Origin of the sequence: Microbacterium sp. PAMC21962 (assembly GCF_019443465.1) — a bacterium.
GTDB lineage: Bacteria > Actinomycetota > Actinomycetes > Actinomycetales > Microbacteriaceae > Microbacterium > Microbacterium hominis.
On sequence record NZ_CP080381.1, the window covers coordinates 3,182,809 to 3,205,816 of the forward strand.

19 protein-coding genes are annotated in these 23,008 nt (G+C 72.5%); 5 read left to right on the forward strand and 14 right to left on the reverse strand.

Annotation, left to right across the window (positions count from 1 at the left end; all coding sequences use genetic code 11):
• Nucleotides 1–37 precede the first annotated feature (37 nt).
• A complete protein-coding gene (locus KY498_RS14920; protein WP_191008986.1) occupies nucleotides 38–1,681 on the reverse strand; it encodes an amidohydrolase in 1,644 nt (547 codons plus the stop codon).
• A 1-nt stretch (nucleotide 1,682) separates the two neighbouring features.
• Nucleotides 1,683–2,522 carry a molybdenum cofactor biosynthesis F family protein gene (locus KY498_RS14925; RefSeq protein WP_191008985.1) on the reverse strand — a complete coding sequence of 280 codons (840 nt, stop codon included), beginning with the start codon at nucleotides 2,520–2,522 and terminating at the stop codon, nucleotides 1,683–1,685.
• Nucleotides 2,523–2,733: 211 nt separating this feature from the next.
• On the opposite strand from KY498_RS14925, the gene KY498_RS14930 reads away from it, so the two are divergent.
• Nucleotides 2,734–3,456, forward strand: a complete 723-nt coding sequence (locus tag KY498_RS14930) for an SDR family NAD(P)-dependent oxidoreductase (RefSeq protein WP_219879420.1) — start codon at nucleotides 2,734–2,736, stop codon at nucleotides 3,454–3,456.
• Nucleotides 3,457–3,494: 38 nt separating this feature from the next.
• A complete protein-coding gene (locus tag KY498_RS14935; RefSeq protein ID WP_191008983.1) occupies nucleotides 3,495–4,304 on the forward strand; it encodes an SDR family NAD(P)-dependent oxidoreductase in 810 nt (269 codons plus the stop codon).
• Nucleotides 4,305–4,323: 19 nt separating this feature from the next.
• On the opposite strand, the gene KY498_RS14940 is transcribed toward KY498_RS14935, so the two are convergent.
• The 5 genes from KY498_RS14940 to KY498_RS14960 form a co-directional block, all read right to left on the reverse strand.
• The gene (locus KY498_RS14940; protein WP_258186422.1) at nucleotides 4,324–5,316 is read right to left on the reverse strand and encodes a helix-turn-helix domain-containing protein; all 993 of its coding nucleotides are present in this window, start codon (nucleotides 5,314–5,316) and stop codon (nucleotides 4,324–4,326) included.
• Between the two features lie 132 nt (nucleotides 5,317–5,448).
• Nucleotides 5,449–6,042: a TetR/AcrR family transcriptional regulator gene (locus KY498_RS14945; protein WP_061782036.1), complete on the reverse strand. Its 594-nt coding sequence runs from the start codon at nucleotides 6,040–6,042 to the stop codon at nucleotides 5,449–5,451.
• Between the two features lie 47 nt (nucleotides 6,043–6,089).
• The gene (locus tag KY498_RS14950; RefSeq protein ID WP_258186423.1) at nucleotides 6,090–7,112 is read right to left on the reverse strand and encodes an ABC transporter permease; all 1,023 of its coding nucleotides are present in this window, start codon (nucleotides 7,110–7,112) and stop codon (nucleotides 6,090–6,092) included.
• A 5-nt stretch (nucleotides 7,113–7,117) separates the two neighbouring features.
• On the reverse strand, nucleotides 7,118–8,578 hold the full coding sequence (locus KY498_RS14955) for an ATP-binding cassette domain-containing protein (protein WP_191008981.1): 1,461 nt from the start codon (nucleotides 8,576–8,578) through the stop codon (nucleotides 7,118–7,120).
• Nucleotides 8,579–8,660: 82 nt separating this feature from the next.
• Entirely contained in the window at nucleotides 8,661–9,659 is a 999-nt protein-coding gene (locus KY498_RS14960) for a sugar ABC transporter substrate-binding protein (protein WP_191008980.1), read from the reverse strand.
• Nucleotides 9,660–9,992: 333 nt separating this feature from the next.
• Here KY498_RS14960 and KY498_RS14965 point away from each other — a divergent pair, with 333 nt between their 5' ends.
• On the forward strand, nucleotides 9,993–11,480 hold the full coding sequence (locus KY498_RS14965; protein WP_060960431.1) for an APC family permease: 1,488 nt from the start codon (nucleotides 9,993–9,995) through the stop codon (nucleotides 11,478–11,480).
• A gap of 26 nt (nucleotides 11,481–11,506) precedes the next feature.
• Here the strand turns inward: KY498_RS14965 and KY498_RS14970 are convergent, their stop codons facing one another.
• From KY498_RS14970 to KY498_RS14990, 5 genes are read right to left on the reverse strand one after another with little or no spacing between them, the layout of a single operon-like run.
• The gene (locus KY498_RS14970; RefSeq protein WP_191008979.1) at nucleotides 11,507–13,822 is read right to left on the reverse strand and encodes an arylsulfatase; all 2,316 of its coding nucleotides are present in this window, start codon (nucleotides 13,820–13,822) and stop codon (nucleotides 11,507–11,509) included.
• A complete protein-coding gene (locus KY498_RS14975) occupies nucleotides 13,823–14,626 on the reverse strand; it encodes an ABC transporter ATP-binding protein (protein WP_191008978.1) in 804 nt (267 codons plus the stop codon).
• A complete protein-coding gene (locus KY498_RS14980) occupies nucleotides 14,623–15,462 on the reverse strand; it encodes an ABC transporter permease (protein ID WP_101306767.1) in 840 nt (279 codons plus the stop codon). The genes KY498_RS14975 and KY498_RS14980 overlap by 4 nt, the downstream gene beginning before the upstream one ends.
• Nucleotides 15,462–16,235, reverse strand: coding sequence for an ABC transporter permease (locus KY498_RS14985; RefSeq protein ID WP_191008977.1), 774 nt, complete (start codon nucleotides 16,233–16,235; stop codon nucleotides 15,462–15,464). Before KY498_RS14985 ends, KY498_RS14980 begins: the two co-directional genes overlap by 1 nt.
• Complete coding sequence (locus tag KY498_RS14990; protein WP_101306765.1) at nucleotides 16,235–17,248, reverse strand: ABC transporter substrate-binding protein; 1,014 nt, start codon at nucleotides 17,246–17,248, stop codon at nucleotides 16,235–16,237. Before KY498_RS14990 ends, KY498_RS14985 begins: the two co-directional genes overlap by 1 nt.
• A gap of 230 nt (nucleotides 17,249–17,478) precedes the next feature.
• Here KY498_RS14990 and KY498_RS14995 point away from each other — a divergent pair, with 230 nt between their 5' ends.
• Nucleotides 17,479–18,093, forward strand: a complete 615-nt coding sequence (locus KY498_RS14995; RefSeq protein ID WP_060960435.1) for a TetR/AcrR family transcriptional regulator — start codon at nucleotides 17,479–17,481, stop codon at nucleotides 18,091–18,093.
• Here the strand turns inward: KY498_RS14995 and KY498_RS15000 are convergent.
• Together KY498_RS15000 and KY498_RS15005 are read right to left on the reverse strand one after the other, a co-directional pair.
• A complete protein-coding gene (locus KY498_RS15000; protein WP_219879421.1) occupies nucleotides 18,081–19,763 on the reverse strand; it encodes an amidohydrolase in 1,683 nt (560 codons plus the stop codon). The two genes, KY498_RS14995 and KY498_RS15000, sit on opposite strands and share 13 nt — an antisense overlap.
• A gap of 5 nt (nucleotides 19,764–19,768) precedes the next feature.
• Complete coding sequence (locus KY498_RS15005; RefSeq protein ID WP_082734233.1) at nucleotides 19,769–21,799, reverse strand: primary-amine oxidase; 2,031 nt, start codon at nucleotides 21,797–21,799, stop codon at nucleotides 19,769–19,771.
• Between the two features lie 123 nt (nucleotides 21,800–21,922).
• Between KY498_RS15005 and KY498_RS15010 the strand changes: the two genes are divergently transcribed.
• Nucleotides 21,923–22,996, forward strand: a complete 1,074-nt coding sequence (locus KY498_RS15010) for a winged helix DNA-binding domain-containing protein (protein ID WP_191008975.1) — start codon at nucleotides 21,923–21,925, stop codon at nucleotides 22,994–22,996.
• The last annotated feature ends 12 nt before the right edge of the window (nucleotides 22,997–23,008 follow it).

Consider the following 23,008-nt stretch of genomic DNA (forward strand, 5'->3'; position numbering starts at 1 on the left):
GCCCCTTCTTCGTGCGCGCCCCGGGAGCCGACGCCGCTCAGGCCGCGAAGACGCGCCGACCGGCGAACCAGGTCTCCACGACCCGGGCGTCGATCATGGCGTCGGGGTCGCCGCCGACGGCGTCGCGGTCGAGGATGACGAAGTCCGCCGACTTTCCGGGCGTGAGGCTGCCGGTCTCGTGGTCGATCCCCATCGCCCGCGCGGCGCTGATCGTGAAGGCCTCGAGCGCCTCGTCGGGGGTGATCGCCTGCTCCGGCCAGAGGACGCCGGGCGCGCGGCGCAGCGGGTCGGCGCGGGTGACGAGGCCCTGCATGCCCTCGAGCGGGTTCGGCGACTCGCTGACGGGCCAATCGGAGCCGCCGGCGACCAGCGCCCCGGCATCCAGCAGGGCGCGGTTGGGCTGCAGCTGCGCGGCGCGATCCTCGCCGAGCACCGCCGCGAGCGCCTGCGGGATGACCCCGGGGAACCAGATGAACGGGGAGATGTCGGCGACGACCCGCAGCGACGCCATCCGGCCGATGTCGTCGTCGGCGAGGTACTGGCCGTGCGCGATCTGGAATCGGGTGTCGGTGAAACCCTCGGCCCGCAGCCGCGCGACGGTGTCGAGGAACAGCCGCGCCGAGCCGTCGCCGGTGCAGTGGACCTTCGCGCCGAGGCCGCGGTCGGCGACCAGTCGCAGCCATCCGTACAGCTCGTCGCCGGTCATCGTCGTGGTGCCGGTGAAGCCGTCGCCGTGCTCGGTGTCGGGCAGGTACGGATGGAGGAAGCAGGCGGTGCGCGCGGGCGGCACGCCGTCGAGGAAGATCTTCACGAAGTCGGGGCGATGGTGCCGCGTGCGGAAGCGCTCGCCGGCGTCGATCAGCGCCCGTCCCACGGGATCGAACCCGAAGATGTCGTCGTTGATCGTCAGGCTCGACACCACCCAGGCATCCAGCTCGCCCGCCTCGTCCAGGGAGCGCAGCGCCTCGAGGATCTCCAGCGAGACGGCCGCGTCCTGGAAGGCCGTGATGCCGTAGCTCGCGAGCAGCTCGATCCCACGGCGCGACGCGCTCCGGTGCTGCGCCGCGGTGAGCGCCCCGTCGCGCGCGTGGGCCTGCGCGACGGGGATGCCCGCCGCCTCCAGGAGCACCCCGGTGGGATGCCCGTCGCCGGGGTCGAGCACCGTCACGCCGCCGTCGGGCAGGTGCCCGGCGTCGATGCCCGCCAGCTCCAGGGCGCGGGTGTTGGCCCAGCGGTTGTGTCGGCTGTCGTCGGAGAGCATGACGGGATGCCCGTCCGACGCCTCGTCGAGACGCGCGCGCGTGGCCGACGACGACAGCTCGTCCATGAGCGTGCTGGCCCACGAGCCGCCCGTGATCCACGCCCCGGCGGGCAGGGTGCGGGCGCGCTCGCGGACGAGCGCCAGGATCTCGTCGAGGCCGAGCGCGGAGCCGAACGACAGCTCGAACAGGTCGGTGATGCCGGCGATCGCGTGGTGGTTGTGCACGTCGATGAATCCGGGGTAGAGCGCCGCCCCCGCGAGGTCCCGCACGAGCGTGTCGGGACCGCGATGGGCCTCGATCTCGGCGGCCGATCCGACCGCCAGGATGCGGCCGCCCGCGACGGCCACGGCCTCGGCGCGGGGGCGCTCGGCGTCGGCGGTGCGGACGGTCGCTCCGGTCAGGATGAGTTCGGCGCTCACCTCAGCGCTCCAGCGGACGCGAAGGGTCGTACTCGGCGGGGTGGACGGTGTTGGACAGCAGGCGTCCGTGGGCACCGAAGGTGAAGTGGGTCTGTCCCGCGCCCGACTCGTCGGTGCCGAAGAGCACGCCGTGGGCGCGCAGCGCCTTCGCATCGCGGTGGTCGGCGACGGTGACCGACCCGCAGGGGATGACCTTCTCGCGCCACGTGAAGACGTAGATGCCGGGACGCAGCCGCCACACGGTGTTCTCGTCGGTGTCGGCGAGGCCCTGCTCGGGGCCGGCGAGGCACTGCCAGGTGTACCAGTGCGGCGACAGGTAGACGTGCTCGTACGCGTGCACGCTGGAGTACACCCAGAGGACGCGGCGGCCGATCAGCTCGCCGGTCGGGGCGGGGGCCTCGCCGACGGTGTCCACCTCGACGATCGAGCCCGGGGCGAACAGGTGGCGCACGGCCGTCGTGCCGGTCGCCGCCGTCCCCAGCAGGGAGATGACCGACAGGGCCCGACCCGAGCGGAGGTCGAGGAAGAGCGAAACGGCCTCCTCGGGGAGGTGGGTGTGGTGGAACTGCGCGTAGTAGAGGTCCTCGTCGACGCGGATCACCTCGCACGCGTCGGTCTGCGCCGACGGCGCCGTCTCATCGCCCTCCCCGGGCCGGTAGTCCCACGACACGGTGCCCTCGCCGAAGGTGTGGCGGATGCGGGTGCCGCGCTCGTCCACGATCGTGAACGTGCGGCCCGCGAGGTCGGAGGTCGGCTCGGCCTTGCCCGCGTCGAACCCGGGGGCGAGGCCGTCCAGGGGGAGCCAGGTCGACGTGTCGGACAGGTTGATCGTTTCGCTCATCAGGCGAGGTCCTCTCGGTGGTCGCGGCGGGCAGGGGTCGGCCCGGCCCGACGGGGCGTCGCGCGCCGTCTCTGCGATTGTGCGGCGTGCGCGGGCGGGATGGTTGACGGCGAGTGCGCGGCGGTGTGTCCTGCGTGCAGAGCCCCGCTCGCCCGCCGCGCGCTCCGGCAGGATGCCAGTGGCGGCAACGGATCGCCGGGGGGAGGGCGTCGTGGATCTGCACATCGGAGGGCTTCGCGCCGTCGTCTCCGGCGGGGCCGGTGGGATCGGTGCGGCCGTGGTCCGCACCCTCGAGGCCGAGGGCGCGGTCGTCGCCGTGATCGATCGCGTCGCCGTGCCCGGTCGCCTGTCGGTCGTCGCCGACATCCGCGACGAGGCTGCGGTCGCGGCGGCCGTCGACACCGCCGCGGCGCGGCTCGGCGGCATCGATCTGCTCGTGTGCGCCGCGGGCATCTCCGGTCCCGTCGGCACGCCGCTGGGGCGCACCTCCCTCGCCGACTGGGACGCGGTCATGGCGGTCAACGTCACGGGCACCTTCCTCATGCTGCGCAGCGCCCTGCCGTGGCTCGCAGCCTCCGCGCAGGCGGCGGTCGTGATCGTCGCGAGCGACTCGGCCTTCGTCGCCACGGGCGGCATGGTCCCCTACGGCGCCTCGAAAGCGGCCGTGCTGCAGCTGGCGCGCGCCGCCGCGGTGGAACTGCAGCCGGACGGCATCCGCGTCGCCGCCGTCTGCCCGTCGATCGTGGACACCCCGATGAGTCGGGGCGATCTCGACCTCGCGACCGGTTTCGCCGATGTCGCGTATCCCGTGCAGAGCGCCGACGAGCTCGCGGGGACGATCGTCTACCTCCTCTCGCCGGCGGCGCGGGCCATCGCCGGCACCGGCATCGTCTCCGACTTCGGATTCAGCGCCCGATCGGCCTTCCCCGCCTGAGTCGCCGGCGCCTCCGGCCCGCCCGAAAGGACACCGTCATGACCGAGCACGAGCAGCCCCCCACCCCGGTGGTCGTCATCACCGGCGGCGGCACCGGCATCGGCGCCGCGATCGCACGCCGCTACGCCGACGACGCCGCGCACGTCGTGGTCGTCGGCCGTCGCCCCGAGCCGCTCGCCGCGGTCGCCGCCGCCACGGGAGCCGTCGCGGTCGTCGCGGACGCCGCCGACGCGGACGCGGCGGCAGCGGCGGTCGCCGAGACCCTGGCCCGGTTCGGGCGGATCGACGTGCTCGTGGCCAACGCCGGGGGCCACGGCTTCTCCACGGTCCTCGACACCGGAGACGTCGCATGGCACGACGCGCTGCGGGCGAACCTCGACACGGCGTTCGTCATGGCGCGCGCCGCCCTTCCCGCGCTCCTCGACAGTCGCGGGCAGATCGTGGTGGTCTCCTCGATCGCGGGGCTGTTCGCGGGCCCGTCGGTGGCGGGCTACACGGTCGGCAAGCACGCGCTGATCGGTCTCACGCGGTCGATGGCGCGCGACTACGGGCGCCGCGGTGTGCGAGTCAACGCCGTGTGCCCCGGGTGGGTGCGCACGCCGATGGCGGATGCCGAGATGGACGAGTTCGCCGCACACGCCGGTCTCGCCTCGCGGGAGGAGGCGTACGGCGTCGTGACGCGCGACGTCCCGCTGGGGCGGGCGGCGGAGCCCGCGGAGATCGCCGCGGTCGTGCGGTTCCTCGGTTCGGCCGAGTCGTCGTTCCTCACGGGCGCCGTGCTCGTCGCCGACGGCGGCGCCCACATCGTGGATGTGCCGACGATCGCGTTCGATCACGCGGGCATGTGACGGCCCCGGGGCGGCGGGCTCAGTTGGCGCGGCGGTAGGCGTTCGGGGAGACGTCGAAGGCCGCTTTGAACGCGCGGCTGAAGTGGGCCGCGTCGGGGAACCCCCACCGCGCGCCGACGGCCGCGACGGGCCGCTCCGCGAGCATCGGGTCGAGCAGGTCGCGCCGGCAGCGTTCGAGACGGCGCTGTCGCACGACGGCGGACACCGTCGTGCCCGACTCCTGGAACAGCGTGTGCAGGTGTCGCACGGAGATGTAGTGCGCCGCGGCGATGGTCCCCGGAGACAGCTCGGGGGAGTCGAGGTTCTCGTCGATGTAGAGGTGGATGCGGTTCAGGAGGGCGCGGTGCGGGTCGGATGCCGTGGTGTCCAGACCGAGCTCGCGCACGACGGCCGTCGTGATCAGGTCGACGCCGCAGCGGGCCAGACGCACGCCCGTCGCCCCGGCGAACTCGCTCATGCGGCCGCCGAGGCGGGCGAGGAACGGAGCGACCACCGAGCCGATGCCGCCGTCTCCCGCGATGCGGGTCGCGGTGATCTGACGCATGACCTCGGGCGGCAGGCTCACGGCGTCGTGCCCGAACATGAGGACGAGATTGCGGAAGTCGTCGTCGAAGCTCAGCGTGTAGGGGCGGCTGGTGTCATAGATGGCGAAGTCGCCCTCGCGGAGCATGGCGTGCCGGCCGTCCTGCACGAGGATGCCGGTGCCCGAGAGCATGAGGCTCACCTTGAAGGCGGCGCGCGGCGAGCGGGCGATGAGATCGTCGGTGCGCTCGACGCGGTGGGCGGTGGCGCCCACCTCGGTGAGGTGGATGCCGTCGGACGCGCAGCCGCGGATGTAGGCGCGCAGGCCGGGGCGGGCCGATTCGACCCGCAGCGGCACGAAGGAGTCGTTCACGGCGGTGCGGAACCGATCGATGCTGTCGAAACGATGGAGTGTGGCGCTGGGCGCCGCCGGGCTCGCTGACATGGATGACCTCGCCTCGTTGCGGTGGTGCTGTCGGGTGATTGCCATGATCCTTTTTATCCGACGCTTGGAGGACCATAATGTCGGGATTGTTACCGTGCTGTGACAATGCGCCGTGAAAAATCGGTGTGACGCGCGCCGCCGTGTCGCCGCCGCGCCCCCGTCGTGCCGGACGGGGCGTCAGCGGAGCATCTGCAGGGCCGTGTCGAGCATGGCCTCCATGCGCGCGGGCTCGCGCGAGTCGGGCAGGAGGATCCCGGTGCCCTGGACGCCGGTGAGCAGGGCCAGCAGGGCATCGCCGGCGGCGCGGGGATCGAGTCCCGGCCGCAGCTCGCCGGACGCCGCGGCCTCGGCGAGGAGCGCGTCGAAGTGCGCGCGCCACTGCGTCATCATCGCCCGGAACAGCTCCGCCATCTCGTCGTCGGCGGCGGCGTGCTCGAGGAAGGGGATGACGATCCGCGCCTCGAGCAGTCGCTCCTCGTCGACCGGCAGGGTCTGCACGAGAAACTGCCGCAGCGCCGCGACGCCGGTCGCGTGGGTCTGGGCGATCGCGGCGAGGTAGCGCGTGTTGGTGGCCTCGTACACGAGCTCGAACGCCGCCGTGAGGATCGCCGACTTGTTGGGGAAGTAGTGCGTGATGCTGCCGTTGGCGAACCCGAGCTCACGCGCGAGCTCGCGCATCGTCATGGCGGCGATCCCGCGCTCGGCGATGAGGCGCCAGGTCGCGCGGATGATCTCGGTGCGCATCGCCTCGTGGTCGACGAGTCGAGGCACGGTCTCCCCTTCGGATCTGGGCGGTGGCGGGCGGCGTTGTGCCCACTCTAGGCGCTCGTCTGGCTGAGCTCCTGCTGGTAGCGGCGCTGGCGGCGTCGCGCGCTCGACGCGATCGAGCGCGCGACCGCCTGCTGGATCCCCCGGTCGAGGCCGACCGCGATCACGAGCGTCAGGCCGACGAGGATCGTCTGGATGTACGGGGAGATGCCGAGGATGACGAGCCCGTTCTTGAGCACGCCGACGAAGGCGAGGCCGTAGAGGACACTGCGGATGCGCCCGGATCCTCCCTCGAACGCGACGCCGCCGAGCAGGACCACCGTCAGTGCGTCCAGCTCCATCCCCTGTCCGACGATCGGGCTGACGGCGCCGAGCTTCGCGGCGAGCAGCAGCCCGACGAACCCGGCGACGGCACCCGTCACGACGTAGGTGCTGACGCGGATGCGGTTGATCCTCAGACCCATCAGCTGCGACGCGCGCAGGTTGCCGCCGACGGCCAGGATCTCGCGGCCGCGTGCCGTGTGGTTGAGCACCCACCAGGCCACCACGATCGCGGCGACCAGCAGGATGATCTGGATCCGCACCCCGAACGGGGCGAACGAACCGAGGGACGTGAACGAGGACGGCAGGCCGCTCACCGTCTTGCCGTTGGTGAGGAACAGTGCGAGCCCGCTCCACGCGCTCATGAACCCGAGGGTCACGACGAAGGAGTTCAGCCCGAGCACGGAGACCAGGGTGCCGTTGACGAGCCCGGCGCACGCGCCGACCGCCACCCCGACGACGATGCCGGCCACCGGGCTGCCGGTGCCCACCATGGTCAGCCCGCCCACGACGGCCGACAGGGTCGCCACGGAGCCGACCGAGAGGTCGACGTTCGCCTGCATGATGAGGAAGGCCACCGGCAGGGCGATCAGGCCGAGTTCGGCGATCTGGAGCACGATGGTCTGCAGGTTGCCGACGGAGATGAAGCGCGGATTGAGGATCGCGAACAGCGCGATCAGCAGGACGAGGGCGATGAGCACCCCGTTCTGCACGAGCAGGAGACGGATTCTCTCGGCGGTGATGCGGGGCATAGTCGTCACGCTGCGGCGAGCTCGAGCAACGAGCGCAGCAGCTCCTCCTCCATGTGTGGGCCGTGGGCGATCTCCGCGGCGCGGTCGGAATAGATGGTGTAGGCGCGGTCGCACATGCGGGCGATCTCGTCGGACTCGGATGACGCGACCACGACGGTCACGCCGCTCGCCGCGAGTGCGCGCAGCGCGCGCACGATGTCGTTCTTCGCGCCGATGTCGACGCCCTGGGTGGGTTGGTTGAGCAGGAGCACGCGCGGCGTCCGGGGGAACATCCACCGCGCGAGCAGGTGCTTCTGCTTGTTGCCGCCGGAGAACGCGCCGATCGGTGCGCCGCCGCCGGGTCCGATCATCTTCAGCGACTCGCGTGCCGCCCGATACGGCGCCTCACCGGTGCGCGCGCCGATCCAGCCGAAGCGCGACAGGCCGCGCAGCCACGGCAGCAGGGTGTTCTCGCGCGCCGTGAGGTTCTTCACCAGGCCGTCCGACTCGCGGTCGGCGGGGGACATGAACACGCCCGCGGCGATGGCCGCCGCCGGATGCCGGGGCGCGAACCGCCTGCCGTCGAGCGTGTACGACAGCTCTCCCGCCACCGCGTCGTGCCGCCAGCCGAAGACGCTCTCGAGGACGGCGAACTGCCCGCCCGCGGCCATGCCGAACAGCCCGACGATCTCGCCCTCGTGGAACGACAGCTCCATGGCCCCGGCGACCCGCAGCACCTCCGCCCCGCGCGCGGCGGGCGTGTGCTCCTCCAGGTCGTGGAAGTCGGGGGCGAGCGCGACGGCCAGATCGCGGATGCCGAGGGTCGCCGCGGGCTCGTCGCGCACGAGCCGCCCGGCATTGAACACCACGACCCGGGTGCACACGTCGAGGATGTCGGGCAGGCGATGCGAGACGTACACGACGGTGGTCCCCTCCGCCGCGAAGCGACGGATGAGCGCGTGCAGCGTCGCGGTCTCGGCGGCTCCGAGCGCGGCCGTCGGCTCGTCGAGGAACAGCACCTTCATGTCGCCGCGCACCAGGCCGCGGGCGAGGTCGACGAGCTGGCGCTGACCCACGGGCAGCACGCCGACGAGTGTCGCCGTGTCGAGGTCGGCCAGGCCGACGCGGCCGAGCGCCGCACGGGCGAGCTCGCGCCGGTCCCCGCGGGCGACGTGGCTCTGCCCGAGGAAGAGGTTGTCGAGCACCGAGAGGGTGCCCACGAGCGCGGGCTCCTGGCTGACCACGGTGACGCCGCGGGCCGCGACGGCGGCGGGCGTGGGGGCGGCCACCACCTCGTCGTCCAGCTCGTAGTGGCCGGCCGTCGGCTTCACGACGCCGGCCGCGACGTTGATGACGGTCGACTTGCCGGCGCCGTTGTGGCCGAGCAGGCCCACGATCTCCCCGGCATCCATCGCGACCGTGATGTCGTCGAGGGCGCGGGTGGCGCCGAAGTCGACGGTGACGCCGCGGAAGGCGATGCGGGACATGAGTCTCCTCGGAGGGGGATACGACGGGGGAGGGGGAAGAGGACGCCGGGACGGAGAGGATCCCCGTCCCGGCGCCCCGCGCTCAGCCGTTCGCGGCGAAGTCGGCCACGTTGTCGGCCGTCACCTGCGTCACGCCGACCTCGATGTTCTGCGGCTTCTCGCCCTTCGCGGCGGCGAGCAGCAGGTCGACGTTCGCCTTGGCGAGGTCCTGCGCCTTCCACGCGAACGACGTGCGCCAGATGTCGGTGCCGCTCTCGATGAGCCCGAGCACCTCCTTGTTCGCGTCGGTCGCCGACACGTAGTACCCGGCATCCGTCGCCGAGACTCCGGAGTCGAGCAGGGCCTGCCGGGCGCCGAGCACCATGTCGGCGCCGATGCCGAGCCAGACCTTCGTGTCGGGGTCGGCGGTGAGCTGGCTCTGGGCGACGCTGTAGCCGACGTCGCGCGTGGTGGCCTCGAGGGGGTACAGCTTCACGGAAGCCTTCGTGGACTGCACGCCCTCGGTGAGACCCTTGAGCTGATCGATCCCGAGGCCCGTCTGCGTGTCGGCGAGGAGGGCCACCGACACGGTCGTCGAGCCGTACTCCGTCGCGATCCACTCACCCGCGGCCTTGCCGACGGCGAAGCCCGCGTCGTAGTTGGAGATCTCGGTCGTCGCCGTCACCCCGTCCCAGGTCACCGCATAGCTGACCACGGGGATGCCGGCGGCCGTCGCATCGCTCGTGACCGACACCATCGACGCGGGGTCCACGGGGAACCCGCCGATCGCCTTGACGTCACCGCGCGTGATCCACGACTGCCAGTCGCCGACCTGGGTCTGCACGTCGAAGGACGGGTTGTCGGTCAGGAACTCGTAGCCGGCGTCCTCGATCATCGGCTTCATCAGCTCCAGCTGCGAGGCCCAGATCGCCACGTCCTGCGAGGCGAAGCTCCACGCGATGGCGCCCTGGGAAGCGCCGGCGGTGGAGCCTCCCGCGGCGTCGGACGAGGCGGAGCAGCCGGCCATCGTCACGGCGAGGCCGGTGGCCGCGAGGAGGGCGGCGGTGCGGCCGAGCCCCTTCATCAGCGCGGTGTTCATCATGAGTGCTGTCCTCTCGGAGGTCGCGTCGCATCGGGCATCGGTCTGCCCGTTCCGCCCGGTCGGGCGTGCGACGTCGGGAACGTGCGGCCACTTTCGCCCGCCGACGGGGCGGGCTCAACGAGGGGCGACGCATCGGGCGCCCGAAGTCAACGCACGTGCCCGTCCAGGCAAGAGCGCCGGCCGGATGCCGTACGGCGTGCGCGCGTCGTCAACTCACCCGCATCGCCCGGCAACCCGGCGCGGGCGCGGGTCCGTCATACTCGCTCGCAACCCGTGGCGGGCCGCGTTCCCCGAGACGCGGCGGCCACGTCCACCCGTTCGACAGGAGTCCGCATGTCCGCATCCGACACCGGCACCGGCACGCTGAAGGCGAATCAGCTGGGCGTGCCCGCGATCGTCTTCCTCGTGCTCGCCGCCGTCGCCCCGCTCACCGTCGCGATCGTCGTGATGCCGCTCGCGATCGGCTTCGGCAACGGCGGCGGCATCCCCGTCGCCGTCCTGATCGTCGCGGTCGCGCTGCTGCTGTTCGCCGTGGGCTACGCCCAGATGACCCGCGACCTCGTCAACGCCGGCGGCTTCTACGCCATCGCCGTGAAGGGTCTCGGCCGCACGGCGGGGCTCGTGACGGGGATGATCGCGACCCTCGGCTACAACTTCTTCGTCGCGGGGGCCCTCGGCACGATCGGCTTCTTCACGGGAGCGGTGGTGCTGCCGGCGCTGTTCGGCATCGAGCTGAATTGGTTCCTGTGCGCCGTCGTGCTGTTCGTCGTGGTCTTCCTCCTGGCGCGCGCCGGCATCCACGTCAGCGCGGCCGTGCTGGGCGTCGCGCTCGTCCTGGAGACCCTGATCCTGCTCGCCTTCGCGGTGTCGGTGCTGGTCAACACCGGTTTCAGCCTGGACGCCTTCACCCAGGCCTTCAGCCCCGAGATCCTCGTCGGCGGCTCGATCTGGATCGGCCTGCTGCTCGTCGCGACGGCGTTCATCGGCTTCGAGGCGACGGCGCTGTTCGGTGAGGAGGCGCGCGAGCCGCGCACGACGATCCCGCGGGCCACCTACGCCGCGATCGTGATCATCGGCGTCCTGCACGCGATCGTCGGCTGGGCGATCGTCAGCGCCGTGGGCGTCCCCCAGGCGCAGGCGGACGCCCTCGACCACCTCGCCGCCGGCGACATGACCCTCGTCCTCATCGACCGCTACCTGGGTCCGGTCGTCGGTGCGATCACGCTCGTCCTGCTGGTGGTGAGCCTCTTCGCCGCGCAGCTCGCGTTCCACAACTCGGCGGCGCGCTACCTCTACGCCCTGGGGCGGGCGCGGGTGCTGCCCGCCTGGCTCGCGCAGACCAACCGCAACGGGGCGCCCCAGCGCGCGCTGCTGGTGAACCTCGTCTTCGCGATCCTCGTGGCCGCCGTCTTCGCGGTCGTCGTCCAGCCCGACGCGGACGGCAACCCGCTGCCGCCGGTGCTCACGCTCGTGCCGGTCGGACTCGGCTTCGGCACCCTCGCGGTCATGATCGTGCAGGCCATCGCCGCGCTGGCGGTCGTCGTCCACTTCCGCCGCAAGCGCGACCCGCGGCTGTGGAGCACCTTCATCGCGCCGGGCCTGGGTTTCGTCGCCCTGTTCACCTTCAGCATCATGGCGCTGCTGAACTTCACCCTCGTCGCCGGCTCGGACGCCCTGTACGTCCAGCTCATGCCGTGGCTGCTCGTGCTGGCGCTCGTCGGCGGCGTCGCCTACGCCGCGTACCTCAAGGCGAAGAAGCCCGAGGTGTACGCCGGGCTGTCGGCGGACCTCGAGAACTTCGAGGAGCTCGCGGAGCTCTGAGTGCCGGGCGGTGGCCGTCATCGTCGTCAATCCCCGATGACGGCCACCGCCGCCTCGATCGCGCGCAGCACGGTCGTGTCGTGCGCCGAGCGCGGGCCCGGGACGTAGCGGGCGCCGCTCAGGCCGCCGCCCTCCCAGCGGCCGGGCCCGGAGCGCTCGTAGCGCTCCCAGTCGACGGGGCTGCCGTAGTCGTAGCCGACGCTGATCCCCGTGAACGGCGCCATTCCGAACAGCAGCGGCACCTCGGCGATGCTCCCGGCCGGCTCCGCGTCGACGGTCACGGCGAGGCGGCAGCGCAGTCCGGGCAGTTCGGTCACGTCCAGACGGATGCGGCGGCATCCCGGTCGCAGCGGCGCGGACGGGCACCGGTGCATCGCGCCGTAGGCGTTGTAGGCGAGGTGCAGGCCCTCGTCGTCGACGAAGATCGTGTACCCGCCGCCCTGATCGCCGTGCGCGAGGAGCACGCCGCGCGAGGCGGCGGTCACGGTGACGTCGATCACGACGTGGAACGAGCGCAGCACCGTCAGCCGCGCCGACCGGTAGCGTTCCAGCGGCGGACGGAACGCGGGCACGACGACGGGCTCGGACAGTGCGCCCTCCGACGCGGGGCGCACGCTGTAGAGCGTGCCGTCGTCGTCGAGGGGGAACACCGTGTTGCGCCAGGCCTCGTCGCGCCAGCGCTGCGCCAGGCGACGGACGACGTGCGGGTGGTCGCCGGCGATGTCGCGCGTCTCCGTGGGATCGCGGTCGAGGTCGTACAGCTCCCAGACGCCGCCCGCGGCGCCCTCGGCGCGCGTCGGTGCGGCCGGCGCGACCGCTTTGAGCCCGGTGTCGTACAGCGCGCGGCGACCGACGCACTCGAAGTACTGGCGCTGCCGACCGGCGGCATCGGCGTCGTACAGCGTCGCCGCGAACGACGATCCGTCGATCTCGACCGTCGGTGCGCCCTGACGGTGCGCGAGTGCGGGCGTGCCGGTCAGCTGCAGGACGGTGGGCGCCAGGTCCGACACGAACACGAACTGCCGACGGATGCCGGTGGTCGCCCCCTCGGGGGCATGGGGCCACGACAGGATCAGCGGGGCGTGGACGCCGCCTTCGTACGTCGACGACTTGAACGCCCGAAACGGCGTGTTCGAGACCCGGGCCCAGCCCGCGGGGTACTGGCTGAACAGGCGGGGGCCGCCGATCAGCTCGGGATCCCGCGGCACGTCGCGCACCCAGTCGGGCGGCAGGGCGAGGTCGGCGCCGAACTGTGCGAAGTAGCTGCGGGTGCCGTGCGGGCCGCCCTCCGCGGTGCCGCCGTTGTCGCTCGTGACGATGATGATCGTGTCCTCGCGCTCGCCGAGCTCCTCCAGCCGTGCCACGAGCCGTCCGACGCTCTGATCGATCTCGTCGACCGCCGCCGCGTACACCTCCATGTGGCGCGCGAACAGCGCCCGGTCCTCGGCCGTCAGCTCCTCCCACGCGGGGATGCCCGCGGCATCCGGCAGGTCGTCGCCGGGCAGTGCGGCGTCGGCGCCGACGATCCCCTCGGCGCGCTGGCGGGCGAACCGCTCCTCGCGCACGCGCTGCCAGCCGGCCTCGTAGCGGCCGCGGTACTTCTCGATGTCGACCGCCTTGGCCTGGATCGGCCCGTGCACCGACGTGTGGGCGAAGTAGAGGAAGAACGGCTTGGTCGCGTCGTTGGCGCGCAGATCGTCGATCATCCCGAGGGCGCGGTCGGTGAGGTCGTCGGTGAGGAAGTAGCCCTCCGGGAAGGCGGGGACGTCGACGGGCGAGTTGTCCGCCACCAGGCGATGCGGGTGGTGCAGCGACGTGAAGCCGTCCATGCTGCCGAAGTACCGGTCGAAGCCGCGCTGGAGCGGCCACGACGACTTGTCCGCGCCGTCGTGCAGACGCGACTCCACCGTCAGGTGCCACTTGCCGACCATGAACGTCGCATAGCCGCCCGCCCGGAGGGACTCGGCGAGCGTCGCGGCATCCGCCGGCAGCTCGCCCGCGAACCCCGGATAGCCCGGATCGATGTGGGCGACGTAGCCGAAGCCGGCCCGGTGCGGGCTGAGCCCCGTCAGCAGCGCGGCGCGCGACGGTGAGCACATGGGGGCGGTGTGGTAGTTCGTGAACACCCAGCCGTCCCGTGCCAGTCGGTCGATGTGCGGGGTGTCGATCTCGCTGCCGAACGGTCCCAGATCGCTGAAGCCGAGGTCGTCGATCAGCATGACGATCACGTTCGGCGCTCCGGCGCGCGCCGACGCCGGAGCGTTCCACGACGGGGTCGACTGCGACGTGAACTCCGCGGCCCGGCCGCGGAAGCGTTCGTACCCGCGGGCGTGCGCGGTCATTCAGCGCGCCCCGCGGATGAGCGCGAGGATCTCTCCGCGCAGCTCGGCGAACGCCGGCTGGGCGCGGGTGGAGATCTGGTCCCGCGGTTCGGGGAAGTGCACCTCGAGGATCCGGGAGACCGTGGCGGGCTTGCTGCCCAGGACGATGACGCGGTCGGAGAGGTAGACGGCCTCGTCGATGTCGTGGGTCACGACGACGATCGTCATCCCGAACTCGTCGCGGATCCGCAGGCACAGATCCTCCAGCTCGAACCGGGTCTGGGCGTCGACCGAGGCGAAGGGCTCGTCCATCACGAGCACCTCCGGACGGTAGGCGACCGCGCGGGCGATGGCGACGCGCTGCTGCATGCCGCCCGAGAGCTGCCACGGGTACTTGTCCTCGGCGCCCGACAGGCCCACCGCGCGCACGGCCGCGGCGATACGCGCGGCCCGTTCGGCCCGCGACAGGCCCAGGTGCGCGAGCGGCATGGCGATGTTGCGCGTCACCGTCAGCCAGGGCATGAGCGAGCGGGTGTACTCCTGGAACACGAGCGCCATCTCGCGCGGAGGGCCGTCGATCTCGGCGCCGTCGACGAAGGCGGCGCCCGAGCTCGGATGCTGCAGGCCGGCCAGACACGTCAGCAGCGTCGTCTTGCCGACTCCCGAGGGGCCGACGATGCAGGCGATCTCGCCCGCGCCGACGTCGAAGCTCAGATCGTCGATGACGAGGACCTCGCCCCGTTTGGTCGGGTACGACTTCGAGAGGCTCCGGACGGACAGACGCGCGGTGTCGGCGCGGCGGGAGCCGGCGTTGAGGGTGTTCACAGTTCTCTTCCCATCTGCTGAGCGGCGATGTACCAGCGCAGGACGCCCCTGCGCAGGAGGCCGAAGAGCGCGGAGGTGGCGTATCCGATGACGCCGAGCAGGAGGATGCCGGCCCACATGTCGGCGATGGCGAACGACTGCTGGGCCAGCAGCGTCGCGGCGCCGAGCCCGCTCGACGAGCCGAGCATCTCGCTCGCGATCATGACGATGAAGGCGGTGACGAGGCTGACCTGCATCCCGGAGAGGATGCGGGGGCTCGCCGCCGGCAGGGTGACCAGCGCGACGCGCGTGGGCAGCGGCATCCGGTAGGCGCGCACGACCATCTTCAGCACCGGGTCCACCGCGCGCACGCCGTCGATCGTGGCGATCAGCGTGGGGAACAGGGCGGCCAGGGTGATGGACACGATGCGGGTCTCGTTGCCGAAGCCGATCAGTGACACGAAGATCGGCACGAGCGCCACGGGCGGGATCGCGCGGAAGAAGTGCAGGACCGGATCGACGAACCAGGAGACCGGGCGGACGAGCCCGAACACCGTGCCGAGCACGATGCCGAGCACCGAGGCCAGCGCGAACGACAGGAACAGGTTGCCGAGGGAGGATCCGACGTCCAGCCAGAACCGGGGCGCGGCGGACATCTCCACGAGGCGGCGGAGGATGGTCTGCAGCGGCGGGAAGAACGCGTTCGTGGAGGATGCCGAGGCCACCCACCACGCCGCGACGAGCAGGATCGGGACGGCGGCTTCGACCGCGACCAGGACGCCGCGCGGCACGCGGCGGGCCCGGGTGCGTCGCAGGCGCGCCGTGCTGATGTGCCCGGTGGGCACCGAGGCCGCCATCAGCGCGCCCCCTCGCGGTATTGCGGGTGCCAGTGCAGGAGCCGGCGTTCGGCCCACTGGCTGACCCCGGCGACGACGAGGCCCAGTGCGCCGAGGATCAGCACATAGGCGAACAGCGCCGTCCGGCTGCCGGAGAGCTGCGCGAGCAGCAGGCTCTGGCCGAGCCCCGGACCGCCGCCGAGGAGGCCCGCGACCACCGCGACGATCAGCGCGGTCGGCGCGGCGACCCGCATCGCGGTGCCCACATAGGGCAGGGCGCTGGGCAGCACGACCCGCAGGAGGATCTCGCCGCGACCCATGCCGTAGGAGCGCGACGTCGCCAGGGCGACGGGATCGGTGTCGAACACACCCGCCGAGGTCTGCATCGCGATCGCGAAGACGCAGCCGAAGAAGACGAGGAAGATCCCCATGCTCGCCGTGGGGCCGAGCACCAGCACCACGACCGGCAGGATCACGATCGGCGGGATCGGCTTGAGGAACTCGAGCGGCACGCGGGTGGCGTGCAGCGCGAGCGGCGAGGTGCCGATGCCGATGCCGACGGCGATGCCGACGACCGCGGCCAGGGCCAGCCCCCCGAGGGCCATCGCCAGGGTGCTGGCGACGGCCGACCAGAGATCGGCCGTCCCCAGCAGCCCCACGGCCGCGGCGATCGCGTCCGTGGCGGGCGGCAGCGGCGACCCGGCGAGCGGCCCGATGGCGGCGTACTGCCACGCGCCGAGGGCGGTGATCACGCCCGCCGCGCCGACGGCGGCCTGCTTGGCGAGGGTGCTCATCACGGTGCGGGGACGATGACGCCCGACAGCGAGACCGGCGCGGGAAGGAAGCCGAGGGTGACGAGCGTGTCGTCGACGCGCTGGATGTCGGCCTCGCGCACCTCGGTGGGCCAGTACGGCACGGTCGCATCGGCGACGGACACGGACGACTTCACGGCGTCGATGCCGGCCTGGACCGCTTCTTCGGGGTGCTCGTTCGCGTAGGCGTTCGCCTTGGCGATCGCGCGCTGGAAGGCCGCGATCGCGTCGGCCTTGCCCGACACGGTGGACGCGCCCGCCGTCCACAGCCCGACGGCGCCCTCGCGGAAGAACTGGATGCCGGGGGAGGCCACCAGGTGCGCTCCCGCGGCCGCGGCCTGGTCGGTGAACGGCGTCACGAGTCCCGCGGCATCCACACTGCCCGCCGCGAGCGCCGCCGCGGCCGAGGTGAAGTCGAGCACGACCCAGTTGATCGACGCGGGATCGACCCCCGCATCCTCGAGGGCCGCCGAGATCGTGACCTCCAGCTGCGCCTTGCGGGCCGGGACGGCGATGGTCTTGCCGGCCAGCTGGTCGAGGCTCGTGATGCCGCTCTGCGCGCTCGCGTAGAGCCCGCTGTCGTCGAGGCTGGCGGCGTCCGCTTCGTCGGCGGCGCCGTCGCGGTAACCGTCCGCGGCGGCGACGATCTTCAGCGGGACGCCCTGGCTGAGGGCGTTGAGCACCGGGATGCTCGGGGCGTAGGCGAGGTCGACCTGGCCGCCCTGCGCGGCGGCGAGACCGGCCGGCGGATTCGCGACGACCGAGGTCTCGATCTCCAGACCCTCCTCGGCGAAGAAGCCCTTCTCGACCCCGAGGTGGAGGGCCCCGTCGGCGAGCAGGCCGATCGTGGCGACCTTCAGCGTGGTGGACGCGCCTCCTCCGGAGGTCGCGCCGGTGTCGGCGGGGGAGGAGCCGCAGGCGCTCAGGGCGATCGCGAGCGCGGCGGCGGTGGTGGCGGCGAGGAGCGTGCGGCCGCGGCGGGAGAGCAAGGTCATGGGGATCTCCTTCGAGGGTGCGGATGGTGCGGGTCGGGCGTCGGCATCGCGAGGATGCGTCGTGACGGCGGACAGCGGTGGGGACGAGGCTTCCTTGCTTTCGTCACCATGTGGTGACTAAAAGCTAGTCCCGATTCTGTCGGGGTGGTATTACGTTCGGGTAACGGTTTGTAACCAATTGGAGACGAAAAAGCGGGCGCCGTAGGATGCGGGGAGAACGGAGGGCTTCTGTGCCGAAGATCGTCGATCATGACCAGCGTCGCGAGCTCATCGTCGATGCGACGTGGCGTCTCATCGAGCGGGGCGGATTCGAACGCGCCACCATGCGGGAGATCGCGGCGGAGGCGGGCTTCGCCCACGGGGCCCTGCAGCGGTACTTCCCGAACAAGGAGAGCCTCCTGGCCGCGGCCTTCGTCCGTGCGCACACCCGCACGAACGAGCGTTCCCGGGAGGCGCTCGCCCGTCAGCGCGGGCTGACGGCCCTGCGCACCCTGTGTCACGAGATCATGCCGCTCGGTGTCGAGCGCACCCTCGAGGCGCGCGTGGTCGTCGCCTTCTGGGATCGCGCCGTGCAGGACGAGGAGCTCTGGGACGCGCACCGCGCGAACGCGCTGGCCTGGCGACGGCAGATGGCCGCCTCGCTCGCCGAGGCCCGTGAGGACGGGGAGATCCGTGACGACGTCGACATCGACGTCGTCATCGACCAGATCACGAGCTTCAACGCCGGCCTGCAGATCATGTGCCTGCTCATGCCCGACACCACCACGCCCGAGCGCCAGGTCGCGGCGCTGGACGATCTGCTGGACGGCCTGCGTCCGCACCGGGCGGTGCCTCAGCCCTCGTAGACGACCCGTCCACCGACCATCGTCAGATCCGTGCGCAGGTCGGCGAGCGCGCCGATCTCCTCATCCGGGGGCCATTCGCCGGAGAGCACCACCAGATCCGCCGCGAACCCGGGCGCCAGCCGCCCCTTCCAGCTCTCGGCACCGTCCAGTCGCGCCGCGTTCACGGTCATCATGGCCAGCGCGTCCATCCCGGTGACCGCCTCCGGATCGCCCGCGCGGCGGGCCCCGTCGATCTGGGTGCGCTCGACGGCGGCGATGATCGCCGGGCGCCAGTCGGGATCCACGACGGGGGCGTCCGAGGACAGCGTGACGGCGACGCCGGCCCGCAGGGCGCTCGCCAGTGGCTGGCGCTGCTCCTGGCGCTCCCGCCCGAACAGCCGATGGCCGAGATGGCACACCGCCGTGGAGATGACGGGGTTGGCCGTCCACCCGATCCCGGCGGCGGCGAGCGCGTCCATCCCGTCCGCCGCGAGGAAGTCGCCGTGGATGAGGTACGGGCGGGTCGCCCTCGTCGCCGGGCGGTTCGCGAGGCTCGACACGACGGCATCCGACGCGGCGTCTCCCGTGGCGTGCACACCGGCCTGCAGTCCCGCCTCGGCGATGACGCCCAGGATGTCGTCGAGCTCGCGCAGGCGGGCCTGGTCCGTGTCGCCCGCGACGGCCAGGCGGCCCCGGGTGTGCGGGTCGCCGTACGGCTCCCGGTGCCAGGCGGTTGCGCTGCGGGGGATGCCGTCGGCGAAGACCTTCACCCCGGCGATGCGCAGGCGACGCTCCTCCCCCGCGGCGAGGCGCGGTGCGCCGGCGATCCCCTCGCGGACCGTGCGCGCGGTCTCGCCGCCCGTACCGGAGAAGAGCAGCAGCACCTGGGTGCGGACGGTGAGCCGGTCCTGCGCGGACAGCCGCCGCAGCGCCTCCAGCGCCTCGTAGGAGGCCGACCCGTCGAACAGCGTCGCGTGACCCGGCCCGATCGCCGGGTCGGTGACCGACGTGATGCCGAGCCGTGCGAGATCCTGCAGCGCCGTTCGCAGCACCGCGGTCAGGGCATCGCGTCCGATGACGGGCAGGGCGGAGAGCACCAGTCTGGTGGCGGCGTCGGAGAAGACGCCGGTCGGGGTGTCGTCGGCCGCGCGGGAGACGGCACCGCCGTCGGGGGTGGGCGTGCGCGCATCGATTCCGCACCGCTCGAGTGCGGCCGAGCCGACGAGGAGTTCGTGACCGGTCGCGTCGAAGAGCACCGCGGGCGTGCCGGACAGCGCGTTCGCCGCCAGCGCCGCGTCGACGTCCGTGCGGGTCGGTGCACGGCCCATGCGCGCGCTGTCCCAGCCGCGCGCTCGGATCCAGCCGTCCGGACCGATCGCGTCGCGCGTGAGCACCTCGGAAAGCCCGCTCCACGATCCGATGCGCTCGGGCGACGCGTCGCGCAGGCCGTGGCGTCCCATCGCGTAACAGGCGAGGTGGAGGTGGGTGTCGTTGAGTCCGGGGACGACCGTGCGCCCGTCCAGTTCGATCACCCGCGTGCCGGGACCGATCATCTCGCGGGCCGCCGCGCCGAGCGCGCAGACGACCCCGCCGCGGATCGCGACGGCGTCCGCGACGCGACCGGTCCGGCCCGGTGCCCACCCGTCCAGCGTGAGCACCGTCCCGCCGCGCAGGACGACGTCGGCCGTCATGTCGTTCACCGACCGCAGGTGCAGTCTTCGCCGCGGCCGCAGCCGCCGTCTCCGGTCGTCGCCGTGCCGACCGCGTGCGCCTGACTCGACTCCGGCACGTCCATCGCCGGATTGACGTCGAGGAACCCGTACGGCTTGAACCAGAACCCGGCGTAGTCCACCGGCATGATGGGCCAGTCCTCGGGGCGCGGGATGTGGGTGAGGCCGAACGTGTGCCAGAGCACCAGGTCGGTGCCGTCGATCGAGCGGTCGTCGGCCGTGTAGGCCGGAAGACCCGCGCCGCCCTGATGGGCGTTCGGGTACCGGCCGGCCGGCCACCGCTCGTCGCGGTCGTAGGCGCTCGCCCACAGGTGTCTCGTCGCGAACGCGGCGCGCGCGGCCACCGAGGAGGCGGGGTCGGCCATCAGCAGCGCCGTCGGCTGGGGGATGAGGTGGTACGCGGTCGGTTTGCCGACGTAGTTCGTCCGGGATGCCGAGCGCACCTCCCAGACGCGCGCGACCGAGGTGTCGGCGAGGCGCTGCGCCTCCCGCTCGGTGCGCAGCGGCGTCTCGGTCCAGGTGAACGCGTTGCCGAAGGGGTTGTCCGCTCCCATGGGGATACGCGCCGCGTCGATCTCGACCAGACGGTTGTCGACGCCGTCGACGGCCACGTCGAGCCGCGCCGAGAACAGGTGCTGGTGGACGGGCGCGAAGACGCCCGGGGCGATCTCGGCCGCGTGCGGGTTGGTCGAGCCCGGGATGCCGGCGCCGACGAAGACGATGCCCGTCGCCTTCGCCTCCACCTGGATCGAGCCGTCGAGGTAGAAGTACCAGAAGAACCCGTAGTCGTAGTTGCCGATCGTCGAGAAGTACGACACCACCAGCCGGCGGGAGCGGCGCACGTGCGCGCCGATGGGACCGGGCTCGGTGTGCTTCCAGAGCACGCCGTAGTCCTCCTCGTGCATGCACACGACGTTCGGGATCTGCACCGCGTGGCCGTGGTCGTCGGCGACGTAGCCGTCGAAGTAGCGGATGACCCCGAGGCAGTCGCAGCCGAGCTCGAGGTGGTTCGCGTTCTTGCCGAGCAGGTATTCGCCGGCGTCGAAGTAGCTGATCCAGAAACGCGTCGGCGTCGTGTCGCCGTAGGGGACCACCATCTCCGGCACGCTTGCCCGCGCGAGGACGGGGCGGTCGTCGAAGCGCACGTCGTGCAGGACGAGACCTTCGCGGGCGTTGAAGTCGACGCGCAGCGTCCAGTTCTCCCACTGCACGTGGTGGCCGTCCACGTGGAAGCTCGGCCCCTCCGGCTGGACGATCTCGATCGGCTTCAGGCTCCGGCGTGCGGGGCCCACGGCATCCGGGGTGTAGTTGCCGCTGCCGGCGGGAACCGGGATGTCGCCGTCGTCCTCGATGCCGATCACCTCGTCGCTCACGAGGTCGACGTGCACGATCAGGCCTTCGACGGGGTGGGCCCAGGGGCTGTCGTCCTCGCTGTCGCGCAGGAACGTGAGCGAGCGGATCACGCGGCGCCCGACCTCGTTCGCCCGTCCGACGAAACCGGGGGCGAGCGGGCCGCAGAACGCGAGCTCCATGCGGTCGGCGAGACCGCGCCGGGTCATCGCGGCACGCCATTCGGGGGAGGCCTTGACGATCTCCGCGGCGCGCTCGTACTCCTCGAAGAGATACTGCGGCTGACCGTACGGCGCCGCCGACGGGTCGTGCGCGCGCTGCGAGACGACCGCGCCGCGGGTGATCGAGACGATCGCCTCCGTGACCGCGCCCGTCGCGGCATCCAGCAGTGTGACGTCCACCCGCCGATCGATCTCGTCGCCGGGCGACCACGCAGCCAGCTCCGCCCGGTCGTACTCGTCGGGCAGCAGCATCGGCACGCGCACCGTCTCGGTGAGCAGTCCGGCGTCGACCAGGATCTCGCGGGCGCGCTCGATCTCGGCGGCGGTGAGCGGGTCGAGCGGATGGCGCGGCGTCGCATCGGCGACCCGGATCGGGATCAGGTCCGGGTTGCCGCCCGCGGCGTCGTGGTGTTCGTGGTGGGACATGGCGGTCTCCTCGATCGTCCTCACTCCAGTGTGCGGCGTCGGCGCCGGCCGGTCTTGACGCGGTGCGCAGACTCCGTGACCGTCGATGCGCACCGTGTCGGCGGAGCGGGGCAGGATGAGCACATGCACCCGCACCCGCTGCGCGCCGCTCGACTGGCCGCGCACGCCCTGCCCGCCGCGCAGCCCGACCCCGCCGCCGCTGCGCGGCGGCTGGCGGCGACCCAGGCCCAGGAGTTCTGGGCGGGACGCTGGGCCCTCGGCATCCGCACGGCCGGCTCGCCGACGCTCGCCGACGTCGACGACGCGTTCGCGCGCGGCGCGCTCGTGCGTTCCTGGACGCAGCGGGGGACGCTTCACATCGTCGCCGCCGAAGACCTCGCGTGGATCCTGTCCGTCACCCGCGAGCGCCAGCAGCGCCAGTCCGCGGCGATGCACCGCCGCCTCGGCATCGACGCCGACGCGATCGACCGCGCCGAGCGGGCCGCGCGCGCCGCGCTGGCGGGCGGCAACCGGCTGACCCGCGCCGAGTTCGCCGACCTGGTCTCCGCGTCCGGCGGCGACGTCAGCGCCTCGCGCGGCAACCACCTGCTGTCCGCGCTCGCCGTCCGCGGGGTCGTGGTGCTCGGGCCCGTCGTCCCGCGCGCGGGCGCGCCCACGCGGGAGCAGTACCTCGTCGCGGCCGAGGACTGGCTCCCGGATGCCGCGCCCCCGGCCGATCCGCTCGCGGAGCTCCTCGTGCGCTACCTGGCCGGGCACGGCCCCGCCGGTCTCGCCGACTTCGGCTGGTGGGCGGGTCTGCCCATCGGCCTGGCGCGTGCGGCGCGGGAGGGGGCGGGGGAGCGGGTGGTCGAGCTCGACGACGAACTTCTCGACGCGACGCACCGTCCGCCGTCCCCGTCGTCCGTGCCGCCGCCCGGCGCCGCGCTGGCGCTTCCCCCGTTCGACGAGTATTACCTGTCGTACACCGACCGCTCGCTCGTCTGCCCGCCGGGCCACCTGGCCGCCGTGGGGCCCACGCTGAACGGCCTGGTGCGCCCCGTCCTCGTCGTCGACGGCGAGGTCGTCGGCACCTGGCGTCACTCGACGGCCGTCGGCCGCCACCATCTCGACCCCGTGCCCGAGCCGTTCGCCGACGGGGTGGACGCGGCATCCGTCGACGACGCGCTCGCGCGGTTCGCGCGCTTCCTGCGCGCCTGAGCGGCGCCCGAC

What these genes read in the sequence shown, in the direction of transcription:
- KY498_RS14925 (WP_191008985.1), bottom strand. Translation starts at nt 2,522, where the DNA reads ATGAGCGAAACGATCAACCTGTCCGACACGTCGACCTGGCTCCCCCTG.
- KY498_RS14935 (WP_191008983.1), top strand. Translation starts at nt 3,495, where the DNA reads ATGACCGAGCACGAGCAGCCCCCCACCCCGGTGGTCGTCATCACCGGC.
- KY498_RS14940 (WP_258186422.1), bottom strand. Translation starts at nt 5,316, where the DNA reads ATGGCAATCACCCGACAGCACCACCGCAACGAGGCGAGGTCATCCATG.
- KY498_RS14950 (WP_258186423.1), bottom strand. Translation starts at nt 7,112, where the DNA reads ATGCCCCGCATCACCGCCGAGAGAATCCGTCTCCTGCTCGTGCAGAAC.
- KY498_RS14955 (WP_191008981.1), bottom strand. Translation starts at nt 8,578, where the DNA reads ATGTCCCGCATCGCCTTCCGCGGCGTCACCGTCGACTTCGGCGCCACC.
- KY498_RS14960 (WP_191008980.1), bottom strand. Translation starts at nt 9,659, where the DNA reads ATGATGAACACCGCGCTGATGAAGGGGCTCGGCCGCACCGCCGCCCTC.
- KY498_RS14965 (WP_060960431.1), top strand. Translation starts at nt 9,993, where the DNA reads ATGTCCGCATCCGACACCGGCACCGGCACGCTGAAGGCGAATCAGCTG.
- KY498_RS14970 (WP_191008979.1), bottom strand. Translation starts at nt 13,822, where the DNA reads ATGACCGCGCACGCCCGCGGGTACGAACGCTTCCGCGGCCGGGCCGCG.
- KY498_RS14980 (WP_101306767.1), bottom strand. Translation starts at nt 15,462, where the DNA reads ATGGCGGCCTCGGTGCCCACCGGGCACATCAGCACGGCGCGCCTGCGA.
- KY498_RS14985 (WP_191008977.1), bottom strand. Translation starts at nt 16,235, where the DNA reads ATGAGCACCCTCGCCAAGCAGGCCGCCGTCGGCGCGGCGGGCGTGATC.
- KY498_RS14990 (WP_101306765.1), bottom strand. Translation starts at nt 17,248, where the DNA reads ATGACCTTGCTCTCCCGCCGCGGCCGCACGCTCCTCGCCGCCACCACC.
- KY498_RS15000 (WP_219879421.1), bottom strand. Translation starts at nt 19,763, where the DNA reads ATGACGGCCGACGTCGTCCTGCGCGGCGGGACGGTGCTCACGCTGGAC.
- KY498_RS15005 (WP_082734233.1), bottom strand. Translation starts at nt 21,799, where the DNA reads ATGTCCCACCACGAACACCACGACGCCGCGGGCGGCAACCCGGACCTG.
- KY498_RS15010 (WP_191008975.1), top strand. Translation starts at nt 21,923, where the DNA reads ATGCACCCGCACCCGCTGCGCGCCGCTCGACTGGCCGCGCACGCCCTG.